This is a genomic window from Thermosphaera sp. (assembly GCA_038827615.1).
Lineage (GTDB): Archaea > Thermoproteota > Thermoprotei_A > Sulfolobales > Desulfurococcaceae > Thermosphaera.
Genome location: JAWBNK010000001.1, coordinates 1,002,138 through 1,017,505, shown reverse-complemented (window position 1 = coordinate 1,017,505; position 15,368 = coordinate 1,002,138). Strand labels below are relative to the sequence as shown.

The window sequence follows — 15,368 nt, the reverse complement described above, 5'->3', positions numbered from 1 at the left end:
AGCCGCTCAGAGCGATGCGTGGATGAGCCTGTACACTCCTCCATTATTATGCAACACGGGTGTAATGCCCGTGTGAAGGCGCTAACCCCTGTTCCACAAGGGGTGATGGGCGCTGTGGGGGCTGGTACATTCAGGGGTACCAGTCGAATTCATGGGATCCTGCTCCTCGTCCCTGGGGCTGCGGCGAGGACGCCGCCCGGTGGATGGCTCGGCTCGGGCGCCGAGGAAGGCCGTGGCAAGCTGCGATAAGCCCGGGGTAGGCGCATGCAGCCGTCGAACCCGGGATCGCCGAATGGGACTTCCCGCCACGGGTTTAATCCGTGGCGCCTGGTCACCTGGGCGGGAACCCCCCGAACGGAAACATCTTAGTAGGGGGAGGAGAAGAAATCAAACGAGATCCCCCGAGTAGGGGCGACCGAAAGGGGGACAGCCCAGACCAAATCTCCACGGGAAGACCGTGGAGAGATGTGGGGTTACGGGTTCCCGGGCTGGGGGTAAACCCCAGGGAGCCGACCCATGGTAGTCGAAGTGGCCTGGAATGGCCCACCGTAGAGGGTGACAGTCCCGTAGACTAAACCATGGGGGCTCCTGCCCGGGAACCAGAGTACCACGGCTTGGTTTTGCCGTGGGAAGTTGGGGGTCACCGACCTCCAAGGCTAAATACGTCCCGAGACCGATAGCGAACTAAGTACCGTGAGGGAAAGCTGAAAAGAACCCCGAAAGGGGTGTGAAAAGAGCCTGAAACCGGGCGGTTACATACGGCGCGGCCCTTAAGAAGTGAAACCCGTCGAAGGAAACCGGGGTGACTCGGGAGTACGAGACGGGTTGATCGGGGTCGCGCCGTCCGTCTTGAAACACGGGCCGGGGAGTCCACGGTAGTGGCGAGCTTAAGGGGGTCAAAGCCCCGTAGGCGTAGGGAAACCGACAAGCCCGCAGCCGCGTTCAGCGGCGAGGGGCGGGGTCCCAAAGGGCCTGGAGTCACTGCCGTGGAACCAGAAACCGGGCGATCTAGGCGGGGGCAGGGCGAAGCCGGGGGAAACCCCGGTGGAGGCCCGAAAGGGTTCTGACGTGCAATTCGTTCCCATGACCCCCGTCTAGGGGCAAAAGACCAATCTAGCCCGGTGATAGCTGGTTCCCGCCGAAGTGGGTCTCAGCCCAGCCCCGCCTGAGGTTGGCCACGGGGTAGAGCTACGGATCGGGGGTGCGGAAGCCGAAAGGCTTCGGCCCCCGGTCCAACTCCGAACCTGTGGCCACCGTAGAAGGCGGGAGTGGGGTTCCCCGGCGTAAGGCTGGGGGCCGAGGGGGGAACAACCCAGACCGAGGTTAAGGCCCCTAAGTGCCGGCTAAGTGCCAATCGAAGGGCGTCCCGCGACTTAGACAGCGGGGAGGTGGGCCTAACAGCAGCCATCCTTTAAAGAGTGCGTAACAGCTCACCCGCCGAGTCGCGGGGCCCCGAAGATTGGTCGGGGCTCAAGCCGGCCGCCGAGACCTCGGGGCACGGCTCCGATGGAGCCGTGATCCGGTAGGCGGGCGCCGGGTTGGGGCAGAAGCCGGGCCGTGAGGTCCGGTGGACCCGATCCGGGTGCAGATCCCGGCGGCAGTAACAGCGAAGAGGGGTGAAAATCCCCTCCGCCGGAAAGGGCAAGGGTTCCTCGGCAACGGTCGTCGGCCGAGGGTTAGCCGGTCCTAACCCGGGCCGTAACACGGACCCGGGGAATGGGAAACGGGTTAATACTCCCGTGCCGCGGGGATAGGTGCGGCAACGCAAGCCCCACCTCTGACGCCTCCGGATAGGTGGACTGGGGGCGCTCGTATGAGCGCGACCCAGCTAACCGGTGAAGGCCCCGGAGAACCGTAATGGTGAGAAGGGGCTGAAGCCGGGAATGGGGCTCCGTTAGGAGCCTTCCACCGACTCCGGGGGCCCTTGAAAAGGGGGTGGGGAACGATTCCCCGCGCCCGTACCGAGAACCGACACAGGTGCCCCTGGGTGAGAAGCCCAAGGCGTCTGGGGGATAACCCGGGTCAGGGAACTCGGCAAATTGGCCCCGTAACTTCGGGAGAAGGGGTGCCTGCGGTTTTGGGGGATAACCCTGGGACCGCAGGTCGCAGTGCCTAGGGGGGCCTGACTGTTTAATAAAAACATAGGTCCCCGCAAGCCCGAAAGGGTTTGTACGGGGGCTGAATCCTGGCCACTGGCGGTCCGTGAAACCGGGGTGCAACCCGGCGAAGCGCCGCTGAAGGCCGGGAGTAACTCTGACTCTCTTAAGGTAGCCAAATGCCTTGCCGGGTAAGTTCCGGCGCGCATGAATGGATCAACGAGGTCCCCACTGTCCTGACCCGGGGCCCCGTGAAGACACGGAGCCGGTGCACAGTCCGGCAACCCCCCGCAGGGCGATAAGTCCCCGTGGAGCTTTACCGCAGCCTGGCGCTGGCCCCTGGGTTACGGTACGTAGCGTAGGTGGGAGCCCGTGATGCTGTGCCTCCGGGCACAGCGGAGGCGGCAATGAAACACCACCTATCGTAACTCGGGGGCCTAACCCTCGGGCAGCCGAGGGGACAACGCTAGGTGGGCGGTTCGGCTGGGGCGGCACTCCCGCGAAAAGATAACACGGGAGCCCAAAGGTCGGCTCAGGCGGGTCAGAGCTCCGCCGTAGAGTGCAAGGGCAAAAGCCGGCCTGACCGGACCCTTGAACACAAGGGGTCCGGACGGGAAACCGAGGCCTAGCGAACGCTCGTGCCCCCCTCGGTGGGGGCCGGGCATGACAGAAAAGTTACCCCGGGGATAACAGAGTCGTCGCGGGCGAGAGCTCCCATCGACCCCGCGGTTTGCTACATCGATGTCGGCTCTTCCCATCCTGGGAGTGCAGCAGCTCCCAAGGGTGGGGCTGCTCGCCCATTAAAGGGGAACGTGAGCTGGGTTTAGACCGTCGTGAGACAGGTCGGACTCTACCCGCGGGGGGTGCGGGCCGCCTGAGGGGAAGCTGCCCTCAGTACGAGAGGAACGGGGCGGCGCGGCCTCTGGTTTACCGGTTGTCCTGGCGGGCAAAGCCGGGCAGCCACGCCGCAAGGGGTAACCGCTGAAAGCATCTAAGCGGGAACCCCTCCCCGAAAAGAGGCGGCCAGTCGCTGCGGCTTTGCCGCGGCGGCACGGGCTCCCGTAGAAGACGGGGTTGATGGGGCGGGGGTGTAAGCCCCAAGGGGTTATCCCCGAGGGGTTCAGCCCGCCGCTCCCAATCGCCCGACGCCGCAGTATCTCACTCAGGGGACGAGCCGGGTGTAAGCTTATCTACGACCCGGGGTAGAGCGGGATCCCATGAATTCGAGTATAAACTCTGAATGCACCAGCCCCCACAGCGCTCGCTCTCCTGTGGAAACACTTCTGTTGAGCATAAACTTGATTGTTCAGATGTTATATTCTATCAGGAAGGGTAACGGTCCTCATCCCCTAGCAGGGTTAGATTACCGTCGTTTCATCACTGAATGATTCCTATCTTTAACCACTCCTTAATAGTTTCTACTTAAGCTTCTTTATTACTATGGACCATGATATTTGATTTTATGATTCAACTTTGAATAGGTTGGGGCTTAAAGGGAACCCCTATGAACACGAGCTATTTAAAGATGATCAGGCCGTTGAACTCCTTTATGAGTGGGATAGGCGTAGTATTCTCGATTCTTGCATACTCTTCATACAGTATTGACTACGGGAAAGCCTTGCTAATGCTTGCTGGCTTCACCACGGGCTTCACTGCGACAGCTGCCAGCATGCTGGTTAACGACATCGTCGATGTCGAGGTCGACAGGGTTAACAAGCCGTGGAAACCTCTTCCAAGCGGGAAGGCGAAGGTTGGGACAACGTGGGCGTTAACTATGATCTTAGCCTCCGCAGCGGTCTTAGTCAACGTGGCCGTGGGTTGGAGTCTTGTTGCAGTAACTCTCATCTACTTGTCCATAGGAGTGCTCTACAACTTTATGCGGAAGTATTGGTGGAGCCAGTTCATGGTGTCAGCTTCAACCACTGGACCAATTGTGTATGGCTATGTGGCTTCGGGACTCCCAGAGGACTCTATAGTGTTCACAACGCTCTTTGCATTAACGATCTTCACGGTCAACACGGGACGCGAAGTGTTGAAAGCTGTACAGGACATGGAGGGAGACAAGTCTATGGGTTACAACACCATACCCTTGAGAATCGGGGTTCAACCATCCCTGGTGATACTCAAAGCAGCTGGTTTACTCGGACCCTTACTCGGTGTCACGGCTGGACTCATAGGCGGGGCAAGCCTTGCTTACATAACCCTAATCTCGCTCGCCGGCTATTTCTACGCGAGGAGCCTTTTCAAAGCATGTGGAAAGCCTGGTGACAAGCAGGTCCTAGAAAGCTCGAGAAGAAACACTTTGAAAGCAATGATGCTCGGCCTCTTGGCCTTCTGGGTCAGCAGGATCGGCCCTGCCATTTCTTTGTGACTATGGAATAGATTTTCGGAGCAGAAACCATGATAAACCCGAGAAGGAAGAAACCCGTTAAGACTCCATAAGGTATGGATGATGATAAAGAATAAACTATCATAGCGACTACGGCGGTCGAGACCCCGATGAACACTCTGTCCCGCGTCCTGAACCCTCTCAGAAGGGTCTCCACCGAGTCAATCCTCTTATGGTTGAACGCTAGGGAGAGAGATAATCCTAGAAGAGCCTGACTCGCCAAGACCTCGCTCCCCCTCATTAAGTTCACAATATTCAATGCAGAGGCAACGGTGAGAGTAACAAGCCTATATCGTGAAGCCTTGCTTGGGGAATTCAAGGCGGGTAATATTCCGCATGCTAGACCAAAGATCACTCCCCCGGCGACATCCAGTGGATAATGTACTCCGAGATAAATCCTGCTGAGAGATACTCCAGTCACAATAATCAACGAGGAGATTGTTAAACCCATGGTTTTCTTTTGAAATACTATTGAACTCCAAAAGGATGTGGAGACTTGGGAGTGGCCGCTTGGGAACCCGGGTCCGGAAGCCTCTCCTCTCCAAAGCTCCTGGGGGGGTCTGGGTAGGTTGAAGGCGTATTTCAGGAAAATGTTCAGCGAGCCTGAAAGCAAGACAGCTACTGCAACGTTGACTCCAGTATTTCTCTCCATCAAATAGAACAGTATGATTCCCGCTGTAAGATAGAACTTTTCATCCCCTAGAAGACTCCATAGGATCCATGCTCTAACGTCGTCGGTTAAGATGGTTATGATCAAGAATCCCAGGAGAAAACCGTTGAGGACCAAGAGTAGCTTCTCAAGCGAGATGTCCTGCTTCAACAAGGATCCCGGGTTAATCTTTGAAGATCGATTCTGCCTCATTCTTATATTCTTGTATGTACAGGGTTCTCAACGGGTCTAATCCCCTGATTCTCGCGAGTTTGCAACTAGACAATCCCAGCAATAGTGATCCATACATCAGCTTCTCCAACAGGTTCCCGCCCTCCAAACTCAGTCTGTAAAACTTGCTTGTTATTCTCGAATAGATTCTCTCCATGAAGTTGACGAGACTGACCCCCACCTTGTCATCCGGATCTACTATTTCAAGTATGCTGAAGTCCTTCAGGAATGGGCTCTCATATCCTACGATGTCATTGTGCATCCATTCAGGGGATACATCAATTTTGACGGGGATCTTAGCGTTCTCGTTAAACTCGTTCTTGCCTCTTAGAGCAAGGGCTTCCAGGGGTGTATGAGTCGATATTACTAGTAATCCTCCAGCATTATGGATCCACTCTGCGATTAACCCTGCCTCGGCGAGGGCTTTTCCTACTGTTTTCTCAAGGAAGATTATGCTGTTTTCAACCATTCCTGGCGGCGTCCGAAATAAGCCATTGTCTATTAAAATTCTGAGAATCCCGTAAAGCATTGATGGGAGGGATGCTCTCGGGGCAAGCCCCTTTGGCAGTTGAACATGAGGTATCCCTTGCTCGAGGGACTTCTCCTTTAATAAGCCCCCGCTCGACACGGTGGTCATCGGTATCTTTCTCCTCAACCCTGTCTCAAATAATCGAAGGGTTTCAAGAGTATTGCCACTATAGCTGACGACCAACAACAAGTCATCGGTGGAGACGAAGTGTGGAAGAACGTGGTTTTTAATAATTATCACGGGCGTCGATGAGTAAAGTGTTGCAAGCGTCGCTAAAACGTCTCCAACGATCCCGCTACCTCCCATGCCCGCTACTACTACGCTCCTGAAAACCCTATCAAATCTCAAACCGTGGTCTTTTTCAAACGCATTTCTAGCCTGCCTAGCCCACTCTAGATACATTTCTTCCATCAAGTCACCAGTTATGATTAAAGAAGCCACGGGAATAAATATTACTTAGTGAATTAGATGAACCCGTTAATAGAGGATTTAACCACGGGATGGAAAATAATTCAGACACACTACATGAATCTTGTTGCGAAGCTCATCTACCATGTGGCTAGAGCCTCCTCAGATCCACTGGTGTTAATCGATGAGAAGAATATAATTCTCCCAGCGTTACAACGGAGTGGTTTAGAGCCCGGTAAATTGACTACAGAATTGTCCCCTACTTCGAGAAGACTCGTAATAGTTGAGCCCTCCAGGCTTCCCCTTTTCAATGGGTATTTGGAAAACGTTATCGTCTTCACTACACCTATTTCCAGGCTAAGATTTCCAAGGATTTTCGAAAGAGCAATCATATCTAAAGCTGAAAACGACTACATATACTTCAACAAGAGAAAATTGTTGAAGATACGTTTTAGAATACTCGACGATGACCTAGTGATCATAGACAAACCATATGGTACGGTTGGAAAAGCATACGAGCTATTGAAAGATTCTATGATGACTTACGGTGATTTAAGCCTCAGGGATGCAATGTTCATACTGACTAACGAGTTAAAAATCGATAAAACAGATGCCCGCCGAATCCTGGACCAATTGGTGAGGAGGAAGTACGTTAAGATAGTTAAGGGGAAGATAAATCTTCTCTGAATCACTGAGAGCCCAACGTTTCATCGAAGTAGATTTTAACCACTCCAAGCTTCTTGTAGACTACGTTAACATATTCATCTATCGTTGTCCGCTGGACTCCAAGCCTCTCTGCCCGCGAAATCACGATATTCTCTACGACGGCGTATCTCTGATATTTTTCATTAAGCTCCCTCCACGGTATACCGCTGAGAGCCTTTGCAACAACATTATCAAGCGGTAGCTCGCCCTTCATTATTAGGAGGGCTATGATCGGGTATCCAACGTAACCTTTGTAAATGGTTCCGTTATCATTGCTGAAAACCCTAAACGCATCTATCCCTTCCTTCATAATCACTACCTTGTATTCTTTCTCCCCAGTGCTAGACTTGACCAGGGCTTTATTATCACCTATCAGTTTGATTCTCCCGTCGCCGATTGCCCCAATGGCCTCTAGGACCTTGATCCTAGGAGGCTTCGAGAGGAGTTTCAGGCTCAAACTACCTCCACCTAAACCTTTCTAATAATCAGAGGTTTGTACGATATGATTCTCCCTTTTCCCCCGACTTGCTGCCCAATTCCCAGCCTAAGGGCTTCGCTGTAAGACTTCTCATCCAGGATTATGTAGAACTCTCCAGAGTAGTCCCCGGCTCTTCCATTCACGAGGAGGCAGGGTTCTTCGATCCCATCGGGTTGTTCGATCCCTACGACAACCCCCTCGAAATGAACATCAGAATCCAAGACTCTCCTCCTATATAGAATTATTGATGAGGAGCTAATAAAAGTAAATGAAACAGTAATATACCAAGACAACATAATATATATTTATGGTGGTATTAATTGAGCGAGCCCAGCCTTTCGAAACCATTGATAAGGGAACTTAACACAGGGATCGTCATATCCGGAGGCTACGCCACAAAAGTGAGGCGAACACTTTTCGCTCAATTAAGAAACGAAATAAAGAATGATAAAAATCTCGCAAGGGAAGCCGCCAGGGCTTCAGCAGAGCTAAATAGGGTTATTTATCACGTGCTTGTTGAATCATTGCGTACCGATAAGGGGGATGCTGTTAGAATAAGAGTGAAGTACAGGATCGATGAACCCTCTAAGAGAATAGTATTCGACTACAACACACTAAAATTGGAGGTTTTCAAGAGGATTCCAGATGAACAAGTTTCAGCAACCGTTGAGAAAGTCTTGAAGGAGAAGCTTGAGGAAGTTATAAAACAGTATTCAGTTCTACCTGTTGCTGAAAGGGTTGAAGAAGCGATTAAACCCGAGGAGGCACAGGTTGTTCAACAATCCCTAGAGATTGTTTCTGGAGCAGACTTGTTGAAAAATGTGAAATCTATATATCTGCTCGGGGAAACAGCCCTTGACGGACTACTATTCAAGATGGTAGACCACAAGGATCAAACTATAGGCATGGTAACTCTGGAACCCAGTGAAAGAGGAGTCGTAATAGATGCTATAATCATAATGGATGGAAGAGGATATAGGTTTTTGAAATCATCTGAGAAGGGGAAAGAAGTATTGGCTGAAAACACGGATATCATTTTGCAGGAGCTTGCCTCGACTAAGCCCGTCGAATTAGGCTCTGAGGAGGCTAATAACCTTATTCAGGAAAAAATCTCTCTAATGGTCTAAGATTGATTCGCAACGAGCTCGTTAAGTTCATCCAAGAATTTTTTAAACAAATTTCTTCTCACTCTTGCCCCGGCGGCATGCGGGTGGCCTCCCCCATGAATGTCTAGCCGCTTGCTCAATTCTCTTAGCAATTTATTTAGGTCAACGCCCGCCCTACTTCTCAGGCTTAATACGTATAATTCTCCGCGGGTTTCAGCCGCTAATCCTATAGGGGTTTCACCGTACACCATTGAGTAGTTTGCCGCCCTCCCTAAACTCCCCTTGGGGTCGACAATGAGCGAGATTTTTCCATATGTTTTGACGTTGGATTTAACCCACAGTCTAAGTTCTTCGTCAGCTAGTGCTTGAGATAAAGCCTTAGTAACCAATTCGGTCAGGGTGCTTGGAAGCTTATTATCGCTCAGATGGGCAAGAACTCTCCTCTTGAAATCATGATCTCTTCGAGAACCCTCTAACCCTTGCGTCACGATGCCGGCTTCAAGATAAATGCTCCTTTTATCCCATCTGAGCAGTTCTACTCTAACCCATTCCGTCTCGTCGAGGTAGTCACTTATGGCTCCCATTAAGGCCACTCTTCCATAGTCGGGGTTGAGCCCTCTCTCGTGAAAATACCTATAGGATAACTCCGATGCCGAGCAACAGGTATTGTGTACGATTTCAACGTTTTCTCCATTTAATATGAAATCCTCGGGCATCGGATGATGATCTATGTAAATGATCCTCCCGTCTTTACCCCTGTCTTCAAGGAGATCGGCGAGTCTCGATTTGTTTAATTCATCGACGGCGATGTCTAGGATTACAATGTTGTCGCCTTTTTTAGTGAAGGAGGCTAAATCTTCAACCAATCCAACAGGGTGCGTGAAGAAAACATCGCAGCTTCTCCCAGTTCTTTTAAAGAAAGCGTATGCAAGAGAACCCGCTGCAACCCCGTCTCCGTCGCCATGAGTGAGGATAACCCAGTTCTCCATTACATCACCTTGCAAGACGGTCAGCCCCGCGCGAGGATATCATCCCCATTTAGGGTTACACCTGCCACGCTTCCTCATCCCTATTCAATTATATGTTTGCCCTCTCTTTTTACCGTTGCTAATATGAGCGGGGAGCCCATGTTTAAAAGAAAAACCCCGGGGATTTTTTCCCAGGGTTAGAAGTGCCTGGGCGAATCGACGTTGGCAAAGCACCGTCGGAGTTGCTGGAGCTTAGCAATCAGGAGGTCCTTCAAGAATTTGTCATGCTTTTAGAGTCCACGGGCGCTTCCAAGGATACTATAAAAGCTTATCAGTCGGCAATAAATGATTTCCTAGAGTTCATAGGGAGTAAACCATTAAAGGAGGTTTCGCTCAGAGATGTTTTGGCATGGAGAAATGAAAGACTTAGGAATGGGTTTCCCCGCAGAAAAACTCTTGATAAGAATAAGTGGCAGTCAACGCTTCACTACTATACGATTTTCCTCAAGAGATTCTTTGAATGGCTTGGCTTGGAGCTCAAGATTCCAGGTGTTAAGAAACCATCACCGAAGATAACTGCCTTAACCGATGAAGAAGTCAACAAGCTTCTAGCCGCAGCTAGGGGGCCATTGGATACGTTAATTCTCCGGTTGCTTCTGGATACTGGTTTGAGAAGTAAGGAAATCCTGAGCCTAAGGGTTGGGGACATAGATTTCGACAACGGAGTCATTAAGGTCGTTGAGGGAAAATACGGGAAGGAAAGGTATGTTACGGCATCATCAGATACATTCAAGCTGATTGAGTCGTGGATCAAGCTGAACAATCTAGCGAGGGATGATAGACTGGTAAACCTGACCTACGGGGGGTTGTATAAGAAGCTTAAGCGGCTTGCTCTAAGAGCGGGTATTCCGCCTGGAAAGGTGAGACCCCATGTGCTCAGGCATACTTTCGCGACCAGGGCCCTTAGAAGCGGAATCAGCCTTCCATCTCTTCAGAGACTTTTGGGGCACACCGATATAAGGACCACTCAGGTCTATTTACATTTAACGATCGACGATATCAAGCGTGAATACAGGGAAAAGCTTGAAAATAAGCTCTCAACGATAGCTGGTGAAGGGTTATTGTGCCCTAGTTGTAGGCGGAGCATCCCAGCCGACGCCGCGTTCTGCCCGTATTGTGGCACGTCCATATCTAAGTCTCAGAAAAACCTAGCTCTCGCTTAACCCATCTAGGACTCTTCCCACAGCGGCCTCTATTATCTTATGATAGTTTGGATTGCTCGTTCTGTATTTGTTGACGATCTCTTCTCCGTTTTCAATAGGGTATTCATCCATGTAGGAGTTGAGGAATCCTTCCAGCGCATCGTTAAAAGTCACGATGTAAACTGGGGATACTGGGATGCTCCATCTCTCGCCGCTATACTTCAACTCTAAGAGTTTTCCAAGGAATTCTTCATCAGTAGTGGGTGATTCGAGCACAGCCTTATAGTACTGTGTTAAAAAGTGTGACACGACGATGAATTCGATTTCACCGCCCCTATATCCTTTGAACAATGAGACCTCGCTATTGTCTTCTAATACAGCGTGAGGTCCCTCATCAATAACGTATCCCAGAGTTTTCAATGCGTCAATAAACTTCAACAAATTTTTGACGGTTAGAGAGTATACCTTAATCAACACGGTCAGCCATGAATACAAAATGATTTACCGCTTTTAAAAATAAATAGAGCGTGATCACTTGGTTCAGGAGGTAATAGCCGGCTCAGATATCGAGAGGAAAACCGTTGAAAAGTTGAAGAGAAAACTATCAGAGAACGCTGACTGGACGGATTTCATGAAAACCCCTGTTACTACTTGGAAGCCCATTGAGTGCACTTTAACGGTAGGGGATTTAGAAGTAAACTGTATTCCTCTACCTTACACCATTGAAGTCGAAGTCGAAGATTACTTAACATCCAGTAATTCGGCCTCAATGAAGCCAGGTGGCATATTGGTATCGGAATACCCTGAGAACTATTATTCAACTGGGGTCAAGATCCTCGATGCTTATGAAAAAGGTGCTTCAGCGGTAATCCTTCTTGAAAAGGATGGATTAACAACTAGGAAGGTGGTAATAACGAACCCACCATACGTAGCAGGCAACCGAGGCCTCCCGCCCCCGATACCTATAGTTACCCTGGACTCCCGAGACGGCTTGAGGCTTGTTAAATACTTGGAGACGGATCAAGCTAGGAGAGCAAGGCTCCTGGTAAAGGCCGAGGTCAAGAGTTCCTTCGGGTATTCGGTGATTGCAGGGTTTAACGGAAGGGGGGAGGGCGAAATACATGTTTCATCACATCATGATCACTGGTTCGAGGGCGTAGGAGATAGTTTGGTGGGCTTGAAAACTCTCGAACGTTTAACAAGTCTTTTAAGCAAGACCCGAGAAAGACCAAATGTGATCTTGATTTCCTTCACCGCAAAGGAACTGGGCTCTCCAAGCCTTAAGCCCTATCCCTGGTCCTGGGGTTCGAACTATTTTCTGGAAGTCATGAATAATAAGTCGAGACTTGAGAACGTTGTTTTCTCAATAAATATTGATGCCGTTCATCAACCAGAACCCATCGTGTATTATCACCCCTCTCTTCGAAAGTTGTTAATAGAATCCTTGCCCCCGGGTTGGGAGGCCGTCTCAGGCGGAAATCACTATTCTTTCGACAGCTTATCATACTTGAAGAAGGGGATTCCCACGATACTTGTAACCACTCTTCAAAGAATGTTTTCCTGGAAGATTCACTATAGTAGTTTAGATAATTTCGAAAATGTGCAAGTTGATCTAATAGTGGATAGCATATCGAATTTTGTTTTGAGAACCATAATGCATGTTAATCCGTCAGAGATTGGGGCTCAAGGATTATTCGAGTATTTGATCCGTGATGATCTCTCATCAGAGTACAGATCTCTTGTTGTCAAGACCCTGCAGGCTCGTAGATTAATCGGTGATCGTGAAACCATGAGAATATTAACCAAGGCTTTAACGGAGTGCGCGGCTTTAAGGATTAATGAACAAATCCATTACTATGCGGGATTAGGTAGCACGGTTGTCCTGGTAAAGCAAGTGGAGAAAATTATTGAAAAGTTTGCTGAGAAAGAAGGAAGTGCCTACAGGATAATGTTGCAGCGGTCTGATGGAGGCTTATACGATTTCCTTCTGACTGATTTCAACAAATCCTTTGCTGAGACACTCCTGCATGGAGTGTTTGAAGATGCTGTTGGAAAGTATGAAGAGGCATTTAAGCTAGACTATACGTTTAAAGTATTGAGCAAGTTTCACAGGATCCAAGGTGACTTTGATGGGAAAGGAGAACCCGGTAGGATTCGATAAGTACAAGGATTTCCCAGAATGGTATCATAAAATCCTCAAGGAGGCGAAGATAGTAGATATTAGATACCCGGTTAAGGGAATGAATGTTTGGATGCCATACGGCCTCAAGGCTCTTAGACTCACGCAGAAAATAATGATACGGCTTCTCGAAGAAACGGGTCACGTGGAAGCGTATTTTCCCACCATGATACCCGAGAGCGTTTTCAGCAAGGAGAGGGATTTCCTAGAGGGTTTCGGAGGCGAAACCTTCGTAGTAGAGGGTACAGCAACTAAGCGTTTCGAGGAGAGGTTATTCGTTAGGCCGACCAGTGAAACCGTCATGTACTACATGTGGAATATGTGGATAAAGGGGAGGAAGGACCTTCCAGTGAAGATGTATCAAATAGTCAACGTTTTCAGATACGAGACAAAGATGACTCATCCAATCCTTAGGGTTAGAGAGATCATGGGATTCATAGAAGCTCACACTGCACACGCGAGCATGAGCGAAGCTGAGGATCAAATACGTGAGGCGATCAACATTTACAAGAAATTCTTCGACGCGCTTCAACTACCCTACTTCATTGTGAAAACGCCACCATGGGATACTTTTGCGGGCGCAGAATATAACTACGACTTCATAACCGTCATGCCGGATGGAAAGGGGTTGGAGCTTGGAAGTGTAATAAATCTAGGGCAAAGGTTTTCGAAAGCTTTTGATATAAAGTTCATGGATAACGATGGAGTCGAGAAACACGTATACCAAACCTGCTACGGCGTTAGCGAGAGAACCCTTGGGGCTGTGATAGGAGTCCATGGGGATGAAAAAGGCTTATTCTTCCCGCCCGAGATAGCTCCTATTCAAGTGGTAATTGTTCCAATCATGAAGGGTGTCGAGGAGGACGTATTAGAGTACGCGATGAAAGTTGAGAGGCTTTTGAAAGACCATGGAATTAGAGTCTTCGTCGACAAAGATTTGGAGCATACTCCGGGCTGGAAATATTACTACTGGGAGATGATGGGTGTTCCAACGAGGCTTGAAATAGGAAGGCAAGAAGCCTCTAACTCCACGGTTACCATTGCCCGAAGAGATGGAAAGCCGAAGACAACAGTGGGAATCGATGAGCTAGTACCAATACTCGAAGCTATTTGGAGAGAAGTTGGCGAATCTTTAAGGATTAGAGGCTTAAAGCATCTGGAAAAAATGGTTAGGAAGACACAGCTCGAAGGGGAACGCCTCGAAGAGTTCAAGGGTCTTCTAATAATGCCCTGGGACGGCTCCAAGGAATGTTCAGATAAGCTTGAGGAGGCAACCGGTAAACAATTATTGGGAGAGATAGTAGAGTCCCCCATTCAGCTCGGCGATCCTTCGAAATACGAGTCTTGTAATGGAGGAAAAGCAGATAGATGGGCTCTTCTCGGAGTGACATATTAGATCCTGGACTAAAATTATATGATAACATTTATTTTGGAAACCGATTAAGATTTTAAAGGGATAGAATATTTTTTAAAACATTCAGCTTTATGGTGTGTGAGAAAAATGAGTGAATATATCAAGCAATTCAAAATCCAAATAGCTTCAAAGATCCCAGGTATAAAATTCCAAGATAAAAGTGCTGGAGAAGTACAGTTGATTAAGGAGGGAAACGTCGTAGCAACTGTTAGAGATGAAAAGGATTACGTCGTCGTCACGATAAAGAATAACACATTCAAGTACGACAAGTGGTATACTAAGCCTGAGAATTTAGCTGAGACGCTCAAGGTCTACCTGGAGAGATTGTGAAGTCTTGGAGACTAAGTGGCATTTTTTAATAGAGAAGAATGCTTCATAATCAGACTTCCTCACCACATCCCCGTTACAGTCTAACTTATACTTGAACAACGGAGCATCTAACACTATTGTCTCTGCCTCTCCACCCTCGAATGAGGGGTTGAAACCGTATTTATCTGCTAATATTAGAATTTTCTCCACGTCTTCGCGGGATAATACTCTGCCGATCATGTTGTGTGGCAATCCCATCGTGGTTATCGATTGAATCATAAACTTTATTCCTTTATCTATTAATTTTTTCATGTACTCGTGTTGATTGATTCCCCAGTTAGGATTAACCGATTCTAAACCAAGCTCTGACGCTATTTTCTCAAACCGACTTCTTTGATAATTGCTCAAGACAGCTCCCGACGCCAAAGCGGTAACGCCATATTTTCTGACACATCTGGATAAGACCTGCTTTAACGCATCCAACTCCTTTTCAGGGTTCACCACACTCACGCTTTCTAGAGGGATTCCTAGCGAATAACTCTGTAGCATTAGTACTTGGGGAAAGGGCTTATGATAAAGCATGGAATAATCGTAGAAGGGTATGATACTTATTAAAACCTTAACGCTCAAACCCTTCTCCATAAGCAGGTGAGCAGCGAAAACAGAGTCTTTTCCACCAGTGAATAAGAGGGCAACGCTCATGCT

At 49.1% G+C, this 15,368-nt stretch carries 14 protein-coding genes and 1 rRNA gene; 8 read left to right on the top strand and 7 right to left on the bottom strand.

The window, feature by feature from the left end; all coding sequences use genetic code 11:
- Positions 1-174 precede the first annotated feature (174 nt).
- Positions 175-3,254, top strand: a 23S ribosomal RNA gene (locus QXH45_05545).
- A 346-nt stretch (positions 3,255-3,600) separates the two neighbouring features.
- Positions 3,601-4,467, top strand: coding sequence for a geranylgeranylglycerol-phosphate geranylgeranyltransferase (locus QXH45_05540; protein MEM2078712.1), 867 nt, complete (start codon positions 3,601-3,603; stop codon positions 4,465-4,467).
- Here QXH45_05540 and QXH45_05535 read toward each other — a convergent pair.
- Both QXH45_05535 and QXH45_05530 read right to left on the bottom strand, forming a co-directional pair.
- Positions 4,436-5,305: a phosphatase PAP2 family protein gene (locus QXH45_05535; protein ID MEM2078711.1), complete on the bottom strand. Its 870-nt coding sequence runs from the start codon at positions 5,303-5,305 to the stop codon at positions 4,436-4,438. The genes QXH45_05540 and QXH45_05535 overlap by 32 nt on opposite strands.
- Before the next feature lie 13 nt (positions 5,306-5,318).
- Positions 5,319-6,335: an SIS domain-containing protein gene (locus tag QXH45_05530; GenBank protein ID MEM2078710.1), complete on the bottom strand. Its 1,017-nt coding sequence runs from the start codon at positions 6,333-6,335 to the stop codon at positions 5,319-5,321.
- Positions 6,336-6,362: 27 nt separating this feature from the next.
- Here QXH45_05530 and QXH45_05525 point away from each other — a divergent pair, with 27 nt between their 5' ends.
- On the top strand, positions 6,363-6,989 hold the full coding sequence (locus QXH45_05525) for a hypothetical protein (GenBank protein MEM2078709.1): 627 nt from the start codon (positions 6,363-6,365) through the stop codon (positions 6,987-6,989).
- A gap of 1 nt (position 6,990) precedes the next feature.
- Here QXH45_05525 and QXH45_05520 read toward each other — a convergent pair whose 3' ends face one another.
- A complete protein-coding gene (locus tag QXH45_05520; GenBank protein MEM2078708.1) occupies positions 6,991-7,458 on the bottom strand; it encodes a hypothetical protein in 468 nt (155 codons plus the stop codon).
- A gap of 17 nt (positions 7,459-7,475) precedes the next feature.
- Positions 7,476-7,706: a hypothetical protein gene (locus QXH45_05515; protein MEM2078707.1), complete on the bottom strand. Its 231-nt coding sequence runs from the start codon at positions 7,704-7,706 to the stop codon at positions 7,476-7,478.
- A gap of 99 nt (positions 7,707-7,805) precedes the next feature.
- Between QXH45_05515 and QXH45_05510 the strand changes: the two genes are divergently transcribed.
- Complete coding sequence (locus QXH45_05510) at positions 7,806-8,612, top strand: DUF2258 domain-containing protein (GenBank protein MEM2078706.1); 807 nt, start codon at positions 7,806-7,808, stop codon at positions 8,610-8,612.
- On the opposite strand, the gene QXH45_05505 is transcribed toward QXH45_05510, so the two are convergent.
- Positions 8,609-9,580: a DHHA1 domain-containing protein gene (locus QXH45_05505; protein MEM2078705.1), complete on the bottom strand. Its 972-nt coding sequence runs from the start codon at positions 9,578-9,580 to the stop codon at positions 8,609-8,611. The two genes, QXH45_05510 and QXH45_05505, sit on opposite strands and share 4 nt — an antisense overlap.
- A 182-nt stretch (positions 9,581-9,762) precedes the next feature.
- Here QXH45_05505 and QXH45_05500 point away from each other — a divergent pair, with 182 nt between their 5' ends.
- Positions 9,763-10,782, top strand: coding sequence for a site-specific integrase (locus tag QXH45_05500; GenBank protein MEM2078704.1), 1,020 nt, complete (start codon positions 9,763-9,765; stop codon positions 10,780-10,782).
- Here the strand turns inward: QXH45_05500 and QXH45_05495 are convergent.
- Positions 10,768-11,238: a hypothetical protein gene (locus QXH45_05495; GenBank protein MEM2078703.1), complete on the bottom strand. Its 471-nt coding sequence runs from the start codon at positions 11,236-11,238 to the stop codon at positions 10,768-10,770. The two genes, QXH45_05500 and QXH45_05495, sit on opposite strands and share 15 nt — an antisense overlap.
- Positions 11,239-11,296: 58 nt before the next feature.
- Between QXH45_05495 and QXH45_05490 the strand changes: the two genes are divergently transcribed.
- From QXH45_05490 to QXH45_05480, 3 genes are all read left to right on the top strand, one after another.
- Positions 11,297-12,922 carry a M28 family peptidase gene (locus tag QXH45_05490; protein MEM2078702.1) on the top strand — a complete coding sequence of 542 codons (1,626 nt, stop codon included), beginning with the start codon at positions 11,297-11,299 and terminating at the stop codon, positions 12,920-12,922.
- A complete protein-coding gene (gene proS / locus QXH45_05485; GenBank protein ID MEM2078701.1) occupies positions 12,891-14,336 on the top strand; it encodes a proline--tRNA ligase in 1,446 nt (481 codons plus the stop codon). Before QXH45_05490 ends, proS begins: the two co-directional genes overlap by 32 nt.
- A 105-nt stretch (positions 14,337-14,441) precedes the next feature.
- Positions 14,442-14,684, top strand: coding sequence for a hypothetical protein (locus QXH45_05480; GenBank protein MEM2078700.1), 243 nt, complete (start codon positions 14,442-14,444; stop codon positions 14,682-14,684).
- Here the strand turns inward: QXH45_05480 and QXH45_05475 are convergent.
- Positions 14,646-15,365, bottom strand: a complete 720-nt coding sequence (locus tag QXH45_05475) for a diphthine--ammonia ligase (GenBank protein ID MEM2078699.1) — start codon at positions 15,363-15,365, stop codon at positions 14,646-14,648. The two genes, QXH45_05480 and QXH45_05475, sit on opposite strands and share 39 nt — an antisense overlap.
- Positions 15,366-15,368 lie beyond the last annotated feature (3 nt).

Coding starts and splice junctions, on each gene's coding strand:
- QXH45_05540 (MEM2078712.1), top strand. CDS start 3,601: ATGAACACGAGCTATTTAAAGATGATCAGGCCGTTGAACTCCTTTATG.
- QXH45_05525 (MEM2078709.1), top strand. CDS start 6,363: ATGAACCCGTTAATAGAGGATTTAACCACGGGATGGAAAATAATTCAG.
- QXH45_05505 (MEM2078705.1), bottom strand. CDS start 9,580: ATGGAGAACTGGGTTATCCTCACTCATGGCGACGGAGACGGGGTTGCA.
- proS (MEM2078701.1), top strand. CDS start 12,891: ATGGGAAAGGAGAACCCGGTAGGATTCGATAAGTACAAGGATTTCCCA.
- QXH45_05480 (MEM2078700.1), top strand. CDS start 14,442: ATGAGTGAATATATCAAGCAATTCAAAATCCAAATAGCTTCAAAGATC.
- QXH45_05475 (MEM2078699.1), bottom strand. CDS start 15,365: ATGAGCGTTGCCCTCTTATTCACTGGTGGAAAAGACTCTGTTTTCGCT.